Source organism: Methylacidimicrobium tartarophylax, assembly GCF_902143375.2.
Classification (GTDB): Bacteria; Verrucomicrobiota; Verrucomicrobiia; order Methylacidiphilales; family Methylacidiphilaceae; genus Methylacidimicrobium; species Methylacidimicrobium tartarophylax.
In genome coordinates this window covers 1-15,772 of record NZ_CABFVA020000032.1, presented here as the reverse complement: position 1 = coordinate 15,772, position 15,772 = coordinate 1, and the positions used below count along the sequence as shown (strand labels likewise).

Genomic DNA, 15,772 nt, shown 5'->3' with positions numbered 1-15,772 from the left:
GGCGGCCGCCGCATCGAAGAGCGGCAGAGAGCCTGCCGGTATTCGCCTCGTCGCGGCAACGAAGTCCCAGCCTCCGGAAGCAGTGGCCGAACTGTTCACCCTCGGGATACGGGACGTTGGGGAGAATCGGGTTCAAGAGGCTGCCGCCAAACAGGATGCCTTGGGATCCCGCGGGATTTGGCATTTTATCGGCCATCTGCAAAAAAATAAGGCTCATGCCGCAGCTCATCGATTCGACTGGGTGCAATCAGTCGATTCGTTGGATCTCGCGGAAGCTCTTTCCCGTGGAGCGGTGAACCTCGGAAGAACGATTTCGATATTGATCCAGGTGAATGTTTCTGGAGAAAGCAGCAAATTCGGCATCGCTCCGGAGGATGCCGAGAAACTTGCTCGAGGAGTCAACGGCCTTCCGGGTTTGGAACTGCACGGGTTCTTCACGATCGCTCCGTATGCCGATGATCCGGAAGCCTCGCGGCCTGTTTTTGCGGGATTAAGGGGAATCCGGGATCTGGTTCAGAAGCACACGGGCTTCGTGCTTCCGGTCCTGTCGATGGGGATGAGTCACGATTTCACGATTGCAATCGAGGAGGGAAGCACGATGATCCGCATCGGCACGGCCCTCTTCGGCCCGAGAAAAACTCCCATCGCTCGATGAGCTTTTGGCGAAGCTGCCTCTGCCCTCTTCTCCTCTCTGTCTTTTTGACCGGCATCCATGCGGAAACCGTGGATGGATTGCGCCTGGAGTTTCTTGGAAACGTCGATCGGAAGGAAGAGCGGCTTTCGCTGCTCCGTTGGGGTCCCTATATTCGCATCGATCAGCCATCCGACCTCTTTTCGCTCATCTATAACGTGGAGCGGCAGTCCTTTCTTGGACTAGAACATTTGGACGCCCATTTCTGGTCGTTCGACTGGCCGACCATCCATGCCCATGCACAAGCCAACAGGGAGAACGGATGGCGCCTGCGCTCCAATCCATTCCAAGAAGATCCAACCCTCGTCCCGTTCGTGCCATCGACCCCACCGGCTTCTCCTCGCGCCAACGTCTTTTACGACCTTGCCCGCTACTCCTGGGTTCGGGCCCCGGGCAAGGAGTCGCGCTGGATCGGACATGCCGAAACCGGCCAGGAAGCGGAGATTATCGCCGGCCGATCGCCGGAAGATCACCGGCTCCTCTTTATTGCGACGGCGCAGCAATTAAAGACGCTCTCCCAGATTTTTCGCTTTCTCCTAGGCCGCGAAGCCTGGCCCGAGCCCGCATTGGCGATCTGGCTCTCTCTTCCCGCCGATGCCGGGATCCCGCAGGAAATATCCTGGCGGGAAAACAACGGCGACAAGGGGCAGCTTCGGTTGATGGCGCAACAGTGGAACGAACCGCCGAAAGATCTGTTCACGGCTCCCAAAGACTATCAGGAGGAAAGCCTGGAAGAACTTGAGGGATTTCTCCATTAGCCGGCCTCCTTTTCTCTCCCCCTCCCCAGTTCCGATTTAGTATATTCATCCGATCGCTTAAGAGGAGAAATGGTTCTTACCCGCAGAAGCAAATATGCCCTGCGAGCTCTGGTTTACCTAGCAAGGGCCCGAGGGAAGGGTGCCGTTCTGATCGGAGAGATCGCCGGGAAGGAACGGATTCCAAAAAAGTTTCTGGAAGCGATCCTGCTCGAGCTCAAAAACAAAGGCGTGCTGGAGAGTCGTCGAGGAAAAGGTGGGGGCTACCAGCTTGCTGAGCCGGCGGATCAGATCCTTGTCGGTCGGATTGTTCGCCTGATGGACGGGCCGATTGCCCCGGTTCGCTGCGTCAGTCGGAGCGCCTATGCAGCCTGCGACGACTGTCCCGACGAGGAGACATGCCCGATCCGGGTCGTCATGAAGAAAGTGCGGCAACAAATTTGTGAAGTGGTCGACCGGACTTCTCTTTCCGACCTCGTTGAGAACGAGGACCAACTGCGGCTCTCCGCCAATCGCGCGCTGAGCTTCGATATCTGAGCAAGTGGTCCCATCCTCGACCTGGTCTTCTCGGCTGCGCCCGCGCCGAAGCCCACTTTCTCGTCAAATGCCGAAGAATTTCGGCATAAGAAGACGTAAGAGCAGGATCGCGGAGCATCCGGCAAAGAAGCCGATCGCCAGCAGCAAGCCGACCGCCCACAAGCGAAGACCATTGAGCCGTTTCTGCAGGGCGCGACTCTGCTCGGTGATCTGAGCAACCAGAGAGCTGATCTGCCTGGTCTCCCGCTGCAACCCCTCCTGCCAATGTTTAGGGGCGGAGCCCAGCAGGTCCGTCAACTGCACCACGGACTGGTGCATCTGCTCGCTAATCTGGGAAACATGAGCAGTGATCTGCGCGGTCTCCTGGTGAACTCCGTGCTGCCATTGTTGGGGAGCCGAAGCCAATAGATCCTGCAGCTGGGTTGCGTAGTGGTGAAAATATCCGAGGAATTGCTCCAAGTCGGCGCGGCTGGGGGAATTCCCGTTGGAAACTCTCGATGCGTTCTCCAAAAGCTCCTGCACCGCGCGCGGCACCCGCTCCAAGTAGGCGGCGTTTGCCTCGAGAAGAAGCAGCAGTCCGCTTAAGCTGTCGAAAGCCTGGGCCGGCTCGGAACGGGAACGATACCAGTCCCAAGCGGCCCCCTGCTTTTCCGGCGGGAGATGAGCAATCGCAGCTTTCCAATACCGCTGCGGATCTTCCCGATCGGTCGCCGCCTGCAGACTGCTCATAGGAGATTCTGTAGATTCACCTTCCCTCCCCGCCGGCCTCCCGCTCCTCTCTCCTCCGAATCGGGCGGCGGGGCGACGGTCCGCTTGATCTTTTCCGCCTCTTGGTCCGCGAGAAGATAACCGGCGGCACGCTCGTACCGACCAAAGAGCAGCCGCAACCAGTCTTCCAGGATCACCCGATGAATCAGGTCCAGCCTCACTTCGGGATCGACAACGGCCTGCACCGGGGTAATGGCTCGCTGCAAGCCAATCTCGAGAGCCGCGAGGGCGTCCTTGGTGTCGGTCAGAAGCGTAGGCAACTCAAGCGTGCAGGCACCCAGGGAAAGCAGTTCTTTCTCCAGCTCGCTACCCTCGTACATGCGAATGCGGGGAATCCGCGCGCGGTTTCGCACCACTAGGTAGTCCGCTTGACTTCCCACCCGCTCCACCACCTCTGCGATCTCGTCCATCACCGCGAGATCATCCATCGGGAAGAAGAGAATCGTCACCCGGGTGTCCGGCTCTTTGCCGCCGTACTGAAAAAATCGGACCGCTTCCAGGCAGCGCATCAGAATACGCGAAAGGTGCGCACGGGGATCGATTAAGGTAAGAGGCGCTTCGCCAACGCTGCGAAAAAGGCGAATCAGGTCCGTTTCCGGTTCTTCGGAAAGCTCGACCATCTGAACCCCCGGAACGGCCTTCGAGAGGGTCCGGTTGTCCGAATCCAGGTCGAAAGCCTGCCAGGCCAACCCTCGGGCCGACATCCACCCCAGCCGGGCAATCGCATCGGTCGACTTCCCCACATTCCCCTTGCTCTGAATCGGGATGGTTACTCGATGCTGAATCATGAGTTAGAAATCTCTCCAAACCAGACTTGATTGAACTCTCGAAGCGTTACAGGACCGTTCCTCCGCCAGGATAATCCGGTCCTCCCGGCAGAGAATAGTAGATCGTGGAGCGACCGCCGCAGGCCGTCAATCGGATTTTATTCCGCGGTCCGCGCGTCAGAAAACGGGAAGGGCGGGAAGTTCCTGATGCGGAATCATTGCCGGTTGTCCCGCGCGTCCACATCTTCGGGAGAGACCTTACGGCAAAGCCCCGGGAAGAAGACCGACGGAAACGATCTCCCCTTCTTGCGATCGGTATCGGCTTCCCAGTGCAGACGTCGCCCACGCCACAGTCGGGCGGCCGTGCGGACCGCGTTCTATGTGAGCAAACGGCCGGCTCGTTCCGTCCCCGAGTTGGCGCTTCCACTGCAGACGGCCCGCAGAGTCCAGCTTGGCCAAGAACACTCGTCCTCCCAGAGAGAGTGGCTTGCTCGAATTCAGCGGCCCCTTGGCTTCCCCCAACAGCCAGAGCCCGCCGTCCTTCCCATAGCAGAGCGCCACCGGTCCGATCGAAAGATTCTCCGCCATTTCCCGACACCAACCCAGAGAGGACCGATCGCCGCTAAAGGCAGCGACGAAGAGCCGAAGTCCGACAGGCCGAAGCGGACGCCCGTTCGAACAAGCTCCCCACTCGCTGCTCCCGGCAATGGCGACTTCCCCCTTGGATGAAGTCGCCACGGCAAAGGCGAGGGTGTTCCACATCCGGCCAAGGAGACGCGTCCAGAGCCTCTGTCCGGACTCATCCCACCGATCGACGAAGATCTTCACCTGCGGCATCCCTTGCCCTCCCGCCGAAAGCCAACCGTAGTCGAGTCGTGCCAGGGAGGCCCCATGGGATACTCCCGATTGGAGGTCCGAAAGACCGGCAAAATAGCCCACAACGGCAATTCCCCCGGTAGGATAGGCAGCGATCCCTACGGGATTTTGAATTCCGAGAGGACCCGACGGCAGCCAATGTTCTCCGGGTTGCGAAGCTTCGGGAACCGCATTGAAGGTGTAGCTCCGCAAGAGTCTCCCCTGCTCCGAGTAATGAAAGATCCGGGTTGCCCCTTCGAGGATCTCGTCGGGTCGATCGGATCGCACTCTGCCCGTGGGAGGCTGATGCAAGCAGACGTAGAGTCCTCCTTTTCCATCCGCGGTCACGACTTCGTTCGGATTCACCGGATCGGCGACCAGTTGCTGCCCCCAAAGCAGATCTCCCTCTTCGGAAAATCGCCACATCCGGAAGGCTCCGCCGGACTGGCCTACAACGACCAGCTCCCCCGCCGGCTCGGAAACCAGGTGAAACCGAATATCGATCGGGACCGGATCAACGATCGTCCTCGACCAGAGGAGACGTCCTCCCGCCGCCCATCGACTCAGCTCAGCGTGAGACCTTCGGCGGCCCTCCTCCCCGATCGGCGTCGCAACCAGCCAGAGGCCACCATCCCTGCGAGGGAGCGCGTCGAAAGCCCTCTGGATTCTTCCCGGTCCGACGACCCAGGTGGAGCATTCCTCCGTCGCGGCGTGGACCCGAGCCGCTGTCGCGACGAAGAGAGAGAAACCCAGAGCGAGGAGAAGCAGCGGGAAAAGACTCGCAGCCTCGGACGCGCGAAGTTTCACGACTTCGACTCTTGGGCCGCCAGCGAAAGAAGATAGCGGATCAACAAGCGCACGCCGAATCCAGTAACCCCCTTTTCCAGGTAGGGAAGCTCCCGGTTGACCCAAGCCGGCCCCGCAATGTCGAGATGAGCCCATGGTGTCTTTCCTACCCAATGTTGGACAAAGGCGGCTCCGACCGAACTTCCTCCCTCCCGGGTGCCGGAAATGTTCTTCACCAACGCCAGATCACTTTGAATGGCTTCCTCAAACTCTTCGCCCAGAGGGAGAGGCCAGACCGGCTCTCCGGCCATTTCCCCGAGCCCCCAGAGCTGGTCTCGTAGATCCGGGTCTGAAGTGAAAACGCCCGCCCGATTGCGGCCCAGGGCGACGATGCAGGCACCCGTCAACGTCGCGAGATCGAAAAGAAGGCGCGGATCAAACTGCTTCACGGCATAGCCGACAGCATCCGCCAGGAGGATTCTCCCTTCGGCATCGGTGTTGAGCACCTCGATGGTTTTCCCGCTGTAGCTGCGGATCACGTCCCCAGGACGATAGGCGCGAGCGCTCGGCATGTTTTCGGCACTGGCCACGACACCGACAAGCGGCACGCGCAAGCCGAGGCGGCTCGCCGCCCGCAAAATTCCCAAGACGGCACAGCCGCCCATCTTATCGAACTTCATCTCGTCCATGTGCTCCCCGGGCTTGATCGATATCCCACCCGAGTCGAACGTGACCGCTTTTCCGACGATGACGATCGGTTTGCCCTCCGTCGGCCGGTGCTCGAGGACAATCAACCGAGGAGGGTTGTCCGATCCCTTTCCCACCGCGAGAATGCCGCCGAATCCGCCCTCCTCCAACTCCTGCGGACCGAAGACATGGCATTGAAGATGACAGTCGGCAGCAAGTTCCCGGGCCTTATCCGCCAGAGTCGCAGGGGTGATGACGTTCGCCGGCTGATTGCCGATCTGGCGCACGTAATTGACCGCCTCCGCCACGATCGTCGACCGCTCGACCTCCAGACGAGACTCCCCCTCTTCCTTGCCAACGGCCACGGTGAGCGTCCGCAGGGTCGATTTCTTGCGAGCATCGGGCATTCGAAAATCTTCAAACCGGTAGGCGGAGAGCAAGGCTCCTTCCACCGCGAAACCGGCCAATTCGGGATAGGCGACGCAGTCGAGGTGGATCTCCTCCCCGCCCAGTTTCCGAAGAAGCCTGGTTCCGGTTCCCGCGGCCTTCCGCAATAGATCGGCCGTTACGGGTCCGGTTCCCAGTCCGACATAGACGATCCGTCGTCCCGCCTCCCGCCAAATCAGGGTGGAAAACTTGGCTCCTTCGAACTCCTCCTGAGACACTCCTTCTTTGGCAAACTCACCCTGGCGCACGAAGATGACGCGATCGCCATCCTCCGGAGCCTTCTCCACTATTTGGACCCTATTCATTTGTCTTCGTTCGTTTCCCTTTTCGGCGAAGAGCGCGCTCCTAGCTGGCATGGACCGGAAGGATCGCCGCCACATCGACCTCGCGCAACTCATATAGGCGCCGGATCGTTTCTTCGATCAGGTTGTTGGGGCAGGAGGCACCAGCCGTGATCCCGATCTCCACATTGCCGTCGGGCAGCCACCGATCGGTGAGCACCTCACAGCCCTTGTGCAAGTCCCAGTGCTGAATGTGCGAGGTAGAGATGATCTTCTCCGCATTTTTGAGGAAATAGGTCGGAAGCCGACTTTCTCCCATTTCCGCTAAGTGGCTCGTATTACTGCTGTTGTAGCCACCCACCACGATCAAGAGGTCGAGCTTCCGCCGATCGAGCATCTCGCGCAGAGCGTCCTGCCTCTCCTGAGTCGCTCCACAAATGGTGTCAAAAAAGCGAAAATGGTCGAGGAGCTTTTCCGATCCATATCGATCGACGATCGCTTGACGGATGCGGCGCTGAACTTCTTCGGTCTCTCCACGCATCATCGTGGTCTGATTCGCCACCCCGACAAACTGCAGATGGACATCGGGGTCGAAAGCAGGCGAGATGGCTCCTTGAAACTTGCGAAGGAAGTTCTCCTTGTTTCCTCCTTTGCGGATATACTCGCAGACCAGATCGGTCTCGGCCAAATCGTATACGACCAGATAGTGTCCCGTGCCCTCCTCCCCCACGGCGCGGGAAGCGGTCGCCTTGGTCTCTTCGTGCCAGGCCTTTCCATGAATGATCGAGGTGACTCCCTCCCGCCGGTACTGCCGGACCCGCTTCCATACCGTCATCACGTCTCCGCAAGTGGTATCGACGATTTGGCAGCCGATCTGAGCGATGCGGGCCATCGTCTTCACCTGGGCTCCAAAAGCGGGAACGATCACCACATCCGAATCATCGAGATTATCGAGATCCGATTCCCCTCCGAGCTCGTGAAGGCGTTGAATTCCCAAGGCCGTCAACTGGTCGTTCACCTCGGGATTGTGAATGATCTCTCCCAAGAGGAAGATGCGCCGACCCTGAAACACCTTGGTGGTTGCATAGGCCAAATCGATCGCCCGCTCGACCCCGTAGCAAAAGCCGAATGCCTTCGCGAGGCGTACCGTCAACCCCCCCGCGGACAAGCACCCTCCCGTCCCCTGAAGATACTCGACCAGAGGACTTCGATAATGCTGATCCACCTCCGCTTGAACGAGGCTCATGACGGCCGGGGTTCGGAGATTTACTTTTCCCAGCGGAGCTTCGGTCTTGCTCATTGCGGAAATGATCTTGCGCAAGGAACCGATCGGCGTCAAAAGCGTTTTTCTCGCGCCGTTTCCCTCAGCCCGTCCATGCCCTCGAACCCTTGCCCGGAGATCGGACGGGAGAGAGGATAACGGAAATGCCTCGCGAACCCACCACTCCCGAGAAGGACGAGCTTCCCTTGCTTCGCGGGGAAAACCTCGTCCTCTCCCTCCCGCCGCTTCCTCCGCTCCGCGTCCCGAAGCTGATGGTTCGTCCCTCGGGCCTCGTGGCGATTCTCGCCGCAGCACAAGATGCGCCACCGATTCTGGAACGAGCCCTCTTGGAGACCCTCGCGGGCGATCGCCCCGCGCAGACCGGTCGTGTCTTCTTCCTCGGTCAGGATCTCGAGCGATCCAGTCCCGGCTGGGCAAGAATGCATGGGCTCTCCCTGCTCACAGATGAAGAGGGTTATCACAAGGGTTATGATACGACAAAATCCGTGGAGGCGAATCTTCGCCGATCCCCCGGCTCCTCGCTTCCCACCTGGCTCTTCCGCTTCCTGCCTCTAGAAGAGCAGCTTTCGACTCAGGCCGGGAACCTCTCCCCGGTCGAGCGGCGCTGGCTCGCGCTCGGCTGCGCTCTGGCCCCGCGGCCTCGACTTCTTCTTCTGGAGCGGCCATTGGAAGGACTGCCCGCCTTGCCTCGAGAGGCCCTGCTGGAACGCCTTGTCAGAATCAACCTGGAAGAAGGCATTGCCTTCTGTTTCACCGCCCAACCCTCCCCGCTTCTCCAAACTGCTGCCTCTTCGGTCTACCGGATCTCCTCCGGTCGCCTGACCGCTGATTAGCCGGCATGTTTCATTGCGGCGGTTTCTCTTCGGACGGCGGAGCTTCCTGCTGCGGCAGCTCGCTCTCCGCCGGAGGCCCGGAATTCTCGCTCGGAGGAGCAGCCGTCTCGGGCACAGGCGGCGAACTCTTTTGGACGCGGGACTTCTTTTCCGCCTCCGGCGGGGGACCTTGATAAAACTCCTTGTGACGAATCTGGCCTCCCGCATGGCTCGTCCAGAGCCCCAAAAAAAGGGAGGCGGCTGCAGCCAGCACGGTTGCGGAAGAAAAAAAGCTCAGTCCCTTGGGGAAGAGAGCGGAGGAGACCAAGGTCACGGCCGCGATCGCAGCCGTTCCGTAGAGCATCCATACCGTTCTTTCGCCGCGCTCTTCGTGGACATCCAACCAAGCTTTTTGCTTCTGCGTGATCATAGTCTCCACCCGGTCGGTCCCCTCCTCGCCGTAGTGCTGCACGACCCAACCCGAGGCGGAAGTCAGGACGATGAGGGCAAGAGCCACGACCTGCGTTGCCCGGCTCTTAAAGGCCAGACCGGCGAGATATGCAGCCAATGCCGTGGCCAGCCCATAAACGGGGATGGGATGGAGAAGGACGTGTACGTACTCCGGCTGCTTGAGCGTATCCAAAAATTCCCGGAATTCGTTCACGACCAAGTTCCTACTCGCGCCGGAACGAGTGCGGGGGACGTCCTGCTGGACCGCCGGGAGCACTCAACCAGAATGTCGCGCCGACCGGGCTATGCGCCTTACCTGCAGGCATCCAGGCTTGCTCACAAAGAATAATTACCCGGTCTCCTTGCGGCCTTTTCTCTTACAAACGGAGCACCGACGCAGTGGAACGGCTCAGAAACAGTCGCCCCGAATCCCTACCGCTCGAATTCGGCGTCTTCGACCAGATTATAACCGTCGGCGCTGACCAGCTTCCCCTTGACGGTAACCTTTTCCGTCTTCGGAATCTCGGCGGCTTTTAGCGGCTTATGCTCTCCAGAGAGCATGTAGAGCTTGCCGTCGTCCCCCTTGAGCCCTACCGGCAATCCCAAGTTGATGCATTTCCTGGCGCAGCTCGAATGCTTATCGCCCGCCGCCCCATGGTCGAGGTAACAGTAGAGATCGACAAGCTCTCCCTTAAGGGTAACCTCCTGCTTTTCCTCCGCACGAAGTCCCATCACGCCGGCGCAAAGTAGCAGCGCCCCAGCCAGAATGCTTTTTCCGATCCGCATGGTCCCTCCTTCTTTCGCGTTAATCCCAGCCTATGATTCACATCCCGGAATCTGCCATAGCCTACAAATTCGCCTATTTCCTCACAAGCGTAATCGGCGCCAACCCCTTTGGGGCTCGGCAGGACGCGCGGCTTCCCCTCGCTTCCCGGGGGGATCAGGCTGCGGAGAGCCCGGCGCTTGAGCCCCTGCGCCTCCCTCCGGGGAGGAGCGGCCGGCTCCGGTCACCGGTGGGATCCGGCGTTCGGCAGAATCTCCCAGAGCGGTCCTTTTCGTCCCTCCACCACGACCTTCTCCTTCTGGCCAAGATGATTCCGGATCAGCAGAACCATGCCCACACAGAAGGCGACAAAGACCAAAAAGTCCAACAGGCGAAGCAGAGACCTTCTTACCCTACGCCCGAATGCGCCCATAAACCTTTTCTCTGATCGTCTCCCGGAAAGCAGCCGAAAAAACAAGAGAAGCTTGCGCTCGCGGTGTTCCCTGTGCAACAGAAAGCCGATGTCGGAGTCGCTGCGCCAGTTGGCTGAGTTGTTTCAAGAAAACAACCAGTTCGTCATCCTTTCCCACGTCCGTCCCGACGGGGATGCCTTTGGGAGCTCGATCGGCTTAGCCTTCATTTTAAAGGAGATGGGGAAAGAGGTGCGCGTCTTCAACGAAGACGGGCCGAGCGATGTCTACGCGTATCTCGCGGGCTCCCTTTCCGTCGAGAAAACTCCGGTCGAACCGCCGGTCGGCTCCCCGAAAGTCATCGCCGTCGACTGCTCGACCCAAGAGCGGCTCGGAGAGCGCTTCCAGGGATGGGGAGTCCGGCCGGACGCCAATATCGACCACCATCCCGATAATCCGGGCTACGCAGCGATCAACTGGATCGATCCGCGGGCGCTCGCGACCGCCGAAATCATCGCGCGAACGGCTCGGGATCTCGGTCTTCCTCTGTGTGCTGAAGCCGCAGCTGCTTTGTACGTCGGGATCCTGACCGACACCAACTCCTTCTCTTTTCGGCCACTCCGTCCGGAAACCTTGGAGCTTGCCGCGAGCTTGATCCGTTCGGGGGCCGATCCGGAAATCCTTTCCTGGCGTACCTTCCGAAACTTTTCGCTGAATCGCTTCCATCTTCTGCGCGAGATCCTGAACCGGACCCGATTTTCCGCGGAAAATCGAATCGCCTTTTATCGCCTTGACGCCGACCTCTACGCAAAAACGGGCACGACTTCGCTCGAGGTCGAGAACTTCCTGAACTATCTTCAACTCGTGCAGACCGTTCAAGTGGCCTTTATGGTCGAGGAGATCGGCCCGCAGCTCACTCGCATCAGTCTCCGGTCGATTCCCTTGATCGACATACGCCCCGTTGCCGCTCACTTTGGAGGAGGCGGCCATCGCAACGCCTCGGGAGCTCGCGCTTCCCTGCCCGTGGCGGAAGCCGAAAGGCAGCTGCTCGAGCAGATCCTTCCTCTGTTACGCTCCACCTCCTAAGCTCATCGGAACATTCTCTTCATGGAAATTGACGGAGTTCTCCCTTTGGACAAGCCCAAGGGATGCACATCCCACGATATGGTGGATTTTCTCCGCCGCCGCTTCGGGCTGCGAAAAGTCGGCCATTGCGGAACGCTCGATCCTCTGGCGACCGGGCTGCTCGTCCTCGTTCTCGGCAAGGCCACGCGCATTCAAGATCTCCTCATGGCCGAAGACAAGCGCTATCGCGGCGTGATGCGCCTGGGCCAGATCACCGACACGCAGGATGCCGACGGCCAAATTTTGGAAGAGCACCCCGTTCCGCCGCTCTCTCTCGAGCAGCTGGAGGCGGTCTTCGCCAAATTTTCCGGGGAGTTCCTGCAAATTCCGCCCATGGTGTCCGCGATCAAGCACCACGGGAAACCTCTCTACAAGCTGGCGCGGGAAGGGAAGGTCGTCGAACGCCCGCCCCGCATGGTCCATGTCTTCTCCTACCAGATTCTCGAATGGAAGCCGCCGCTTCTCGGCTTCGAGATTTTTTGCCGCAAGGGCTTTTACGTAAGGACCTATTGCCATGATATCGGCCTCGCCCTCGGTTGCGGGGCCCATCTCGCCGAACTTCGCCGACTCCAATCGGGAAATTTCACGGTGGACGGGGCGCTCTCCTTTTCGGCGTTGGAGCAGATGCAGCGTGCGGAGGAACTCCTCCCTTACGTCTTGCCTCTCCCCGAGGTCTCCCGCATCCGGCGACGGTAACTTCGCAGAAGAGGAGGGATGAGGAAACTGTGATGCCATGGCGGAGACAAGTCGACAGGTGCAGGCCTCATTGCTTTTCGAAGAAACGCCGCATCCGGAAATTCGTCACATTGCGATCGGCTTCTTTGACGGTGTTCACCGAGGCCATCAGGAAGTCCTCCGTCAACTGCTCGCTTGTGCCTCCAACGCGGGGAGCTGCGGCGTACTCACCTTCGAACCTCATCCTCTCTCGGTGATCCGCCCCGAAGAGGCCCCCCCGCGGCTGACGACGCCGGCGCAAAAAGCCCGTCTCCTGGCGGCGGCCGGCCCGGGACTGGTGCTCGTGATTCCTTTCGACCGGAGGCTTCGGGAGTCTTCGCCGGACGATTTCCTGCAAGAGATCCTCCGGGTTTTTCCCAACCTGCAGACCATTGTCGTCGGAAAAGATTTTCGCTTCGGTCACGACGCGAAAGGAAACGTCGAGCGGCTTCGAGAGCTCGGCTCCAGAAAAGGATTTACGACTCAGATCGTGCCGCCGCTTCTGGAAGATGGCAGTCGCATAGCCAGCAGCCGGATCCGCGAAGCGATTCGGCAGAGAAAGTTCGAGGAAGCCGAGCGATGGCTCGGACGAAGCTATGCGATTGTCGGCAAGGTGGCTCCCGGGGCCGGCATCGGCCATCTTCTGGGAGCTCCCACGGCCAACCTGACGGGGATCACCCAACTCCTCCCCCCCGAAGGAGTCTACGCCTGCCGAGCGCGAATCCCCGAAGAACGGATGGCGGTAGCCAATTACGGCCGGCGTCCGACCTTGGGACCGGGATCCGCTCCGCTCCTTGAAATCCACATCCTGGACTTTGCTGGAGAGCTCGCCGGAATCGAGATGGAGGTGGATCATTGGCACTTTTTGCGGCTGGAAAGGCGCTTTACGAGCCTTGAGGAGCTTCGCATACAGATCGCCGCCGATATCGCAGAAGCCCGTAGCCATTTTGCAAAAGGGCCGTAAGCCCGCGGTCGATGTCCTCCTTGCTCCTAGTCCTCCGAACCTCCAAGACGATCCTGCCGTTCCTGATCGGTGTCTATTTCCTCCTTGCGGCGATCGACAACATCGCAGATCCCTCCGCAAATTGGACCTATCTGGTCCATGTCCTTTCCATGGACACCGTCCCTGCCGGTTCCCCTCTGATCTTCCGTGCCATAGGATCGCCCATCGTCCGCCGACTCTTTTTCGACGGGCTGGTCGCCTGGGAACTCGGCACGGCCCTGCTCTGTTTCCTGGGCAGCATAAGGCTGGTCCGCGCTTGGCCGGGAAGCCGCCGGCAGTTTTCCCACGCAAAGACCTGGGCAGTGGCCGGCCTCACCTGTGCCCTGGCGGAGTGGCTCTTCTTCTTTTTGATTGCGGCGGGCGAATGGTTTCAGATCTGGCGAGGGTCCTTATCCCCTCTGCTCGGCGTCGCCGCCCGCATGTTCGCCGTCACCGCACTCTGCCTGATCTACTTGGCTCAAGACGAAGGCGATCTCGATTCTTCACCCTCCGGCTAGCCGGAGGGCCGCTCGCCCGCTTTCTCCCGCGCTAGACATGTACTGCCGCGGAAAAGCGTCGGCTGAATCGTTCCGTCAGGGCATGGCGCCATCCCAGCACTTGAAAAAGGGCGCGACAGATCCGGGCAAGCTCTCCCTCCCGGAAATTTCTCTCTTCTTCCAGAAGACCGATCCAAAGCTCCAGGGCTGCCTCCGGCCGCCCATCCCGAAGGGCTTCCCATCCTTGCCGATCGCGAGAAAGCCGAGAGTCCGCCTTTTCTTCCGATGGAGAGGGCGAGAGGAGAGCTTGTCCCAACTCGCGGACCGCTTCCGCGACTTGAGGATCTTGCGAGACCGCATCCGGGCCAAGGGCTTCCAAGGCTTCCTTTGGATTGGAGCAGATGGCCGCGCGCGCGTAGAGCAGAGAGGCGTCGGGATCGCGGACTCCCGCCGCTCGTTCCTGGGCCAGGAGTTCCGCGGCTTTCTTGCACTTACCTTCCGCAAATAGCCGTTCCGCCTCTTTGTAGCGGGCCGAGCGTGGAATCGGAATCGCTTTTTGGAGCCACTGCTCGATCTGACCCTCAGAGAGGGCTCCCACGAACCCGTCCACCGATTGTCCTCCGACAAAAAGGCGAACATCCGGAATGCTGTAGATTTCGTACTGCCGCGCCAACTCCGGCTCCTCCTCGGTATTGACCTTCACGAGCTCCCAGCGGCCCGCGGCTCGCGCGGCAAGCCGCTCGAGCACGGGACCGAGGATCCGGCAGGGGCCGCACCAGGGAGCCCAAAAATCGACCAGGACCGGAACCGTATGGCTCTTCTCCAAGACGTCTCGAATGAAGTCCTGCGACGGCTTCCTCATCGACATGAGCCTAAGATGTCATATCAATGATGATTCGACAAGGGGATCACTCCCTCCTTCTTCCGGCAGAGGTAGATCCCATCGGCGATCGGGAGGAGCACGCCTTCGATGCGGGAATCCTCGCGCAGCTTGTCGTTCAAGCGGACGATGGCCTCGGTATCGGGATCGTGCCGCAGGTCTCCCTCGAGAACCCGCCCCTCCCGGAGCATATTGTCGAATACGAGCAGTCCCCCGGGTCGCATCCGCGGCAGAAGGGCCTCGTAGTACGCGTCGTAGCCCGTCTTATCGGCGTCGACGAAGGCAAAATCGAAGGTCCAGTCCGCCTCGAGCTCTTCCAAGCTTTGAAGAGCCGGCCCGAGACGCAGCTCAATCCGGTCGTCTACCCCGGCTCTTCGCCAAAAAGCCTGAGCAATGCGCGTCCACTCTTTACTTCGATCGAAGCTCAGGAGCTTTCCGCCCTCGGTTAAACCTCGGGCGATCGCGAGGCCGCTCGCTCCGGTGAAGGTTCCAATCTCGATCGTTCGCCGGGCGCGCATCGCGCCGACCAGAATGGAAAGCAGGGCCGCCTCTTCCTCCGGAATCATCATCTCCGCAACGGCACCCAGCCGCATCGTCTCCTCCCGAAGATCGAGAAAGACCGGATCGCCCGCGCCGCTGTGGTGATTGCGCACATAAGCGCAGAGGGCATCGTCGAGTCGGATATAGTTCTGCAATGCCATAGCGCGTCCCTCACTCCTTTTTCACATCTTTTCCAGGGTTTTCGCTCGATTCCAAGCAGCGTCCAAGGCTCTCCGCAACGTCTCCTGCCACTCCCTCTCCTCCAGGATCGTCAAGGCCGCATGGGTGATCCCTCCCGGCGTTCGGCTCTCCTGCACCGCTTCGGCCGGATCGAGACTGGTCCGCTTGAGAAGCTCCGCGGTTCCGGAAAAGGTCGCCAAGAGCATCCGCCGGGCCTCCGCGGCAGGCAGGCCCGACTCTGCGGCGAAACGAAACAAGGGAGCGAGAAAGGCACAAAAACAGGCGGGTCCGCAACCGACGAGCACCGTGAGGAGGGGAAAGAACCTTTCGTCGATCTCGACCGCCTCGCCAAACCGTTGCAGCAGCTTCTTCGCTCGCTCCCGATCATCGGCGTCCCAGCCCGGACCGAGGCAGTAGGGAATGACCCCTTGGCCAAGGATCGACGGGAGATTCGGCATCGCACGAACGATCCGAGCCGAAGGCGCGACCTCCGCTGCCATTGCGGCCAGGGAAATCCCGGCGGCCACGGAGACGATCCATTTGCCGGCGGTCGCCGGCCGGAT

The 15,772-nt window shown here is 60.2% G+C and carries 19 protein-coding genes; 8 read left to right on the top strand and 11 right to left on the bottom strand.

Annotation, left to right across the window (positions count from 1 at the left end; all coding sequences use genetic code 11):
• The 3 genes from MAMT_RS04110 to MAMT_RS04100 form a co-directional block, all read left to right on the top strand.
• The coding region (locus tag MAMT_RS04110) for a YggS family pyridoxal phosphate-dependent enzyme (RefSeq protein WP_142659745.1) at positions 1–655 on the top strand (655 nt) is incomplete at its 5' end.
• On the top strand, positions 652–1,449 hold the full coding sequence (locus MAMT_RS04105; protein WP_142659744.1) for a hypothetical protein: 798 nt from the start codon (positions 652–654) through the stop codon (positions 1,447–1,449). The genes MAMT_RS04110 and MAMT_RS04105, both read left to right, overlap by 4 nt.
• Positions 1,450–1,518: 69 nt before the next feature.
• Positions 1,519–1,983, top strand: a complete 465-nt coding sequence (locus MAMT_RS04100) for an RrF2 family transcriptional regulator (protein WP_142659743.1) — start codon at positions 1,519–1,521, stop codon at positions 1,981–1,983.
• 63 nt (positions 1,984–2,046) lie between these two features.
• Here the strand turns inward: MAMT_RS04100 and MAMT_RS04095 are convergent, their stop codons facing one another.
• From MAMT_RS04095 to MAMT_RS04075, 5 genes are all read right to left on the bottom strand, one after another.
• A complete protein-coding gene (locus MAMT_RS04095; protein ID WP_142659742.1) occupies positions 2,047–2,712 on the bottom strand; it encodes a hypothetical protein in 666 nt (221 codons plus the stop codon).
• On the bottom strand, positions 2,709–3,539 hold the full coding sequence (locus tag MAMT_RS04090; RefSeq protein ID WP_142659741.1) for an ATPase: 831 nt from the start codon (positions 3,537–3,539) through the stop codon (positions 2,709–2,711). Before MAMT_RS04090 ends, MAMT_RS04095 begins: the two co-directional genes overlap by 4 nt.
• A gap of 237 nt (positions 3,540–3,776) precedes the next feature.
• The gene (locus MAMT_RS04085) at positions 3,777–5,180 is read right to left on the bottom strand and encodes a hypothetical protein (RefSeq protein WP_142659740.1); all 1,404 of its coding nucleotides are present in this window, start codon (positions 5,178–5,180) and stop codon (positions 3,777–3,779) included.
• Positions 5,177–6,598, bottom strand: coding sequence for a leucyl aminopeptidase (locus MAMT_RS04080; protein ID WP_142659739.1), 1,422 nt, complete (start codon positions 6,596–6,598; stop codon positions 5,177–5,179). The genes MAMT_RS04085 and MAMT_RS04080 overlap by 4 nt, the downstream gene beginning before the upstream one ends.
• A 40-nt stretch (positions 6,599–6,638) precedes the next feature.
• On the bottom strand, positions 6,639–7,874 hold the full coding sequence (locus tag MAMT_RS04075; RefSeq protein WP_142659738.1) for a 4-hydroxy-3-methylbut-2-enyl diphosphate reductase: 1,236 nt from the start codon (positions 7,872–7,874) through the stop codon (positions 6,639–6,641).
• A 125-nt stretch (positions 7,875–7,999) separates the two neighbouring features.
• Here MAMT_RS04075 and MAMT_RS04070 point away from each other — a divergent pair, with 125 nt between their 5' ends.
• Positions 8,000–8,689 carry a hypothetical protein gene (locus tag MAMT_RS04070; RefSeq protein WP_142659737.1) on the top strand — a complete coding sequence of 230 codons (690 nt, stop codon included), beginning with the start codon at positions 8,000–8,002 and terminating at the stop codon, positions 8,687–8,689.
• A gap of 10 nt (positions 8,690–8,699) precedes the next feature.
• Here MAMT_RS04070 and MAMT_RS04065 read toward each other — a convergent pair whose 3' ends face one another.
• From MAMT_RS04065 to MAMT_RS04055, 3 genes are all read right to left on the bottom strand, one after another.
• Positions 8,700–9,332, bottom strand: coding sequence for a hypothetical protein (locus MAMT_RS04065; protein ID WP_142659736.1), 633 nt, complete (start codon positions 9,330–9,332; stop codon positions 8,700–8,702).
• A gap of 218 nt (positions 9,333–9,550) precedes the next feature.
• Complete coding sequence (locus MAMT_RS04060) at positions 9,551–9,904, bottom strand: hypothetical protein (protein WP_142659735.1); 354 nt, start codon at positions 9,902–9,904, stop codon at positions 9,551–9,553.
• 221 nt (positions 9,905–10,125) lie between these two features.
• On the bottom strand, positions 10,126–10,314 hold the full coding sequence (locus MAMT_RS04055; protein WP_142659734.1) for a hypothetical protein: 189 nt from the start codon (positions 10,312–10,314) through the stop codon (positions 10,126–10,128).
• 88 nt (positions 10,315–10,402) lie between these two features.
• Between MAMT_RS04055 and MAMT_RS04050 the strand changes: the two genes are divergently transcribed.
• Genes MAMT_RS04050 through MAMT_RS04035 form a run of 4 tightly spaced genes read left to right on the top strand, consistent with a single transcriptional unit; the run spans position 10,403 to position 13,630 of the window.
• Entirely contained in the window at positions 10,403–11,377 is a 975-nt protein-coding gene (locus tag MAMT_RS04050; protein WP_142659733.1) for a DHH family phosphoesterase, read from the top strand.
• A 21-nt stretch (positions 11,378–11,398) separates the two neighbouring features.
• Positions 11,399–12,112, top strand: coding sequence for a tRNA pseudouridine(55) synthase TruB (truB, locus tag MAMT_RS04045; RefSeq protein WP_142659732.1), 714 nt, complete (start codon positions 11,399–11,401; stop codon positions 12,110–12,112).
• 37 nt (positions 12,113–12,149) lie between these two features.
• A complete protein-coding gene (locus MAMT_RS04040; protein WP_142659731.1) occupies positions 12,150–13,094 on the top strand; it encodes a bifunctional riboflavin kinase/FAD synthetase in 945 nt (314 codons plus the stop codon).
• 11 nt (positions 13,095–13,105) lie between these two features.
• On the top strand, positions 13,106–13,630 hold the full coding sequence (locus tag MAMT_RS04035; RefSeq protein WP_142659730.1) for a DUF2165 domain-containing protein: 525 nt from the start codon (positions 13,106–13,108) through the stop codon (positions 13,628–13,630).
• Between the two features lie 31 nt (positions 13,631–13,661).
• Here MAMT_RS04035 and trxA read toward each other — a convergent pair whose 3' ends face one another.
• The 3 genes from trxA to MAMT_RS04020 all read right to left on the bottom strand — a co-directional run.
• On the bottom strand, positions 13,662–14,471 hold the full coding sequence (gene trxA, locus MAMT_RS04030) for a thioredoxin (protein WP_178086907.1): 810 nt from the start codon (positions 14,469–14,471) through the stop codon (positions 13,662–13,664).
• 23 nt (positions 14,472–14,494) lie between these two features.
• Positions 14,495–15,190 (bottom strand): O-methyltransferase, encoded by a 696-nt coding sequence (locus tag MAMT_RS04025; protein WP_142659728.1) that lies wholly within the window; start codon positions 15,188–15,190, stop codon positions 14,495–14,497.
• Between the two features lie 21 nt (positions 15,191–15,211).
• Positions 15,212–15,772 (bottom strand): pyrroline-5-carboxylate reductase family protein (locus MAMT_RS04020; RefSeq protein ID WP_142659727.1); only part of this gene is annotated, 561 nt, incomplete at its 5' end.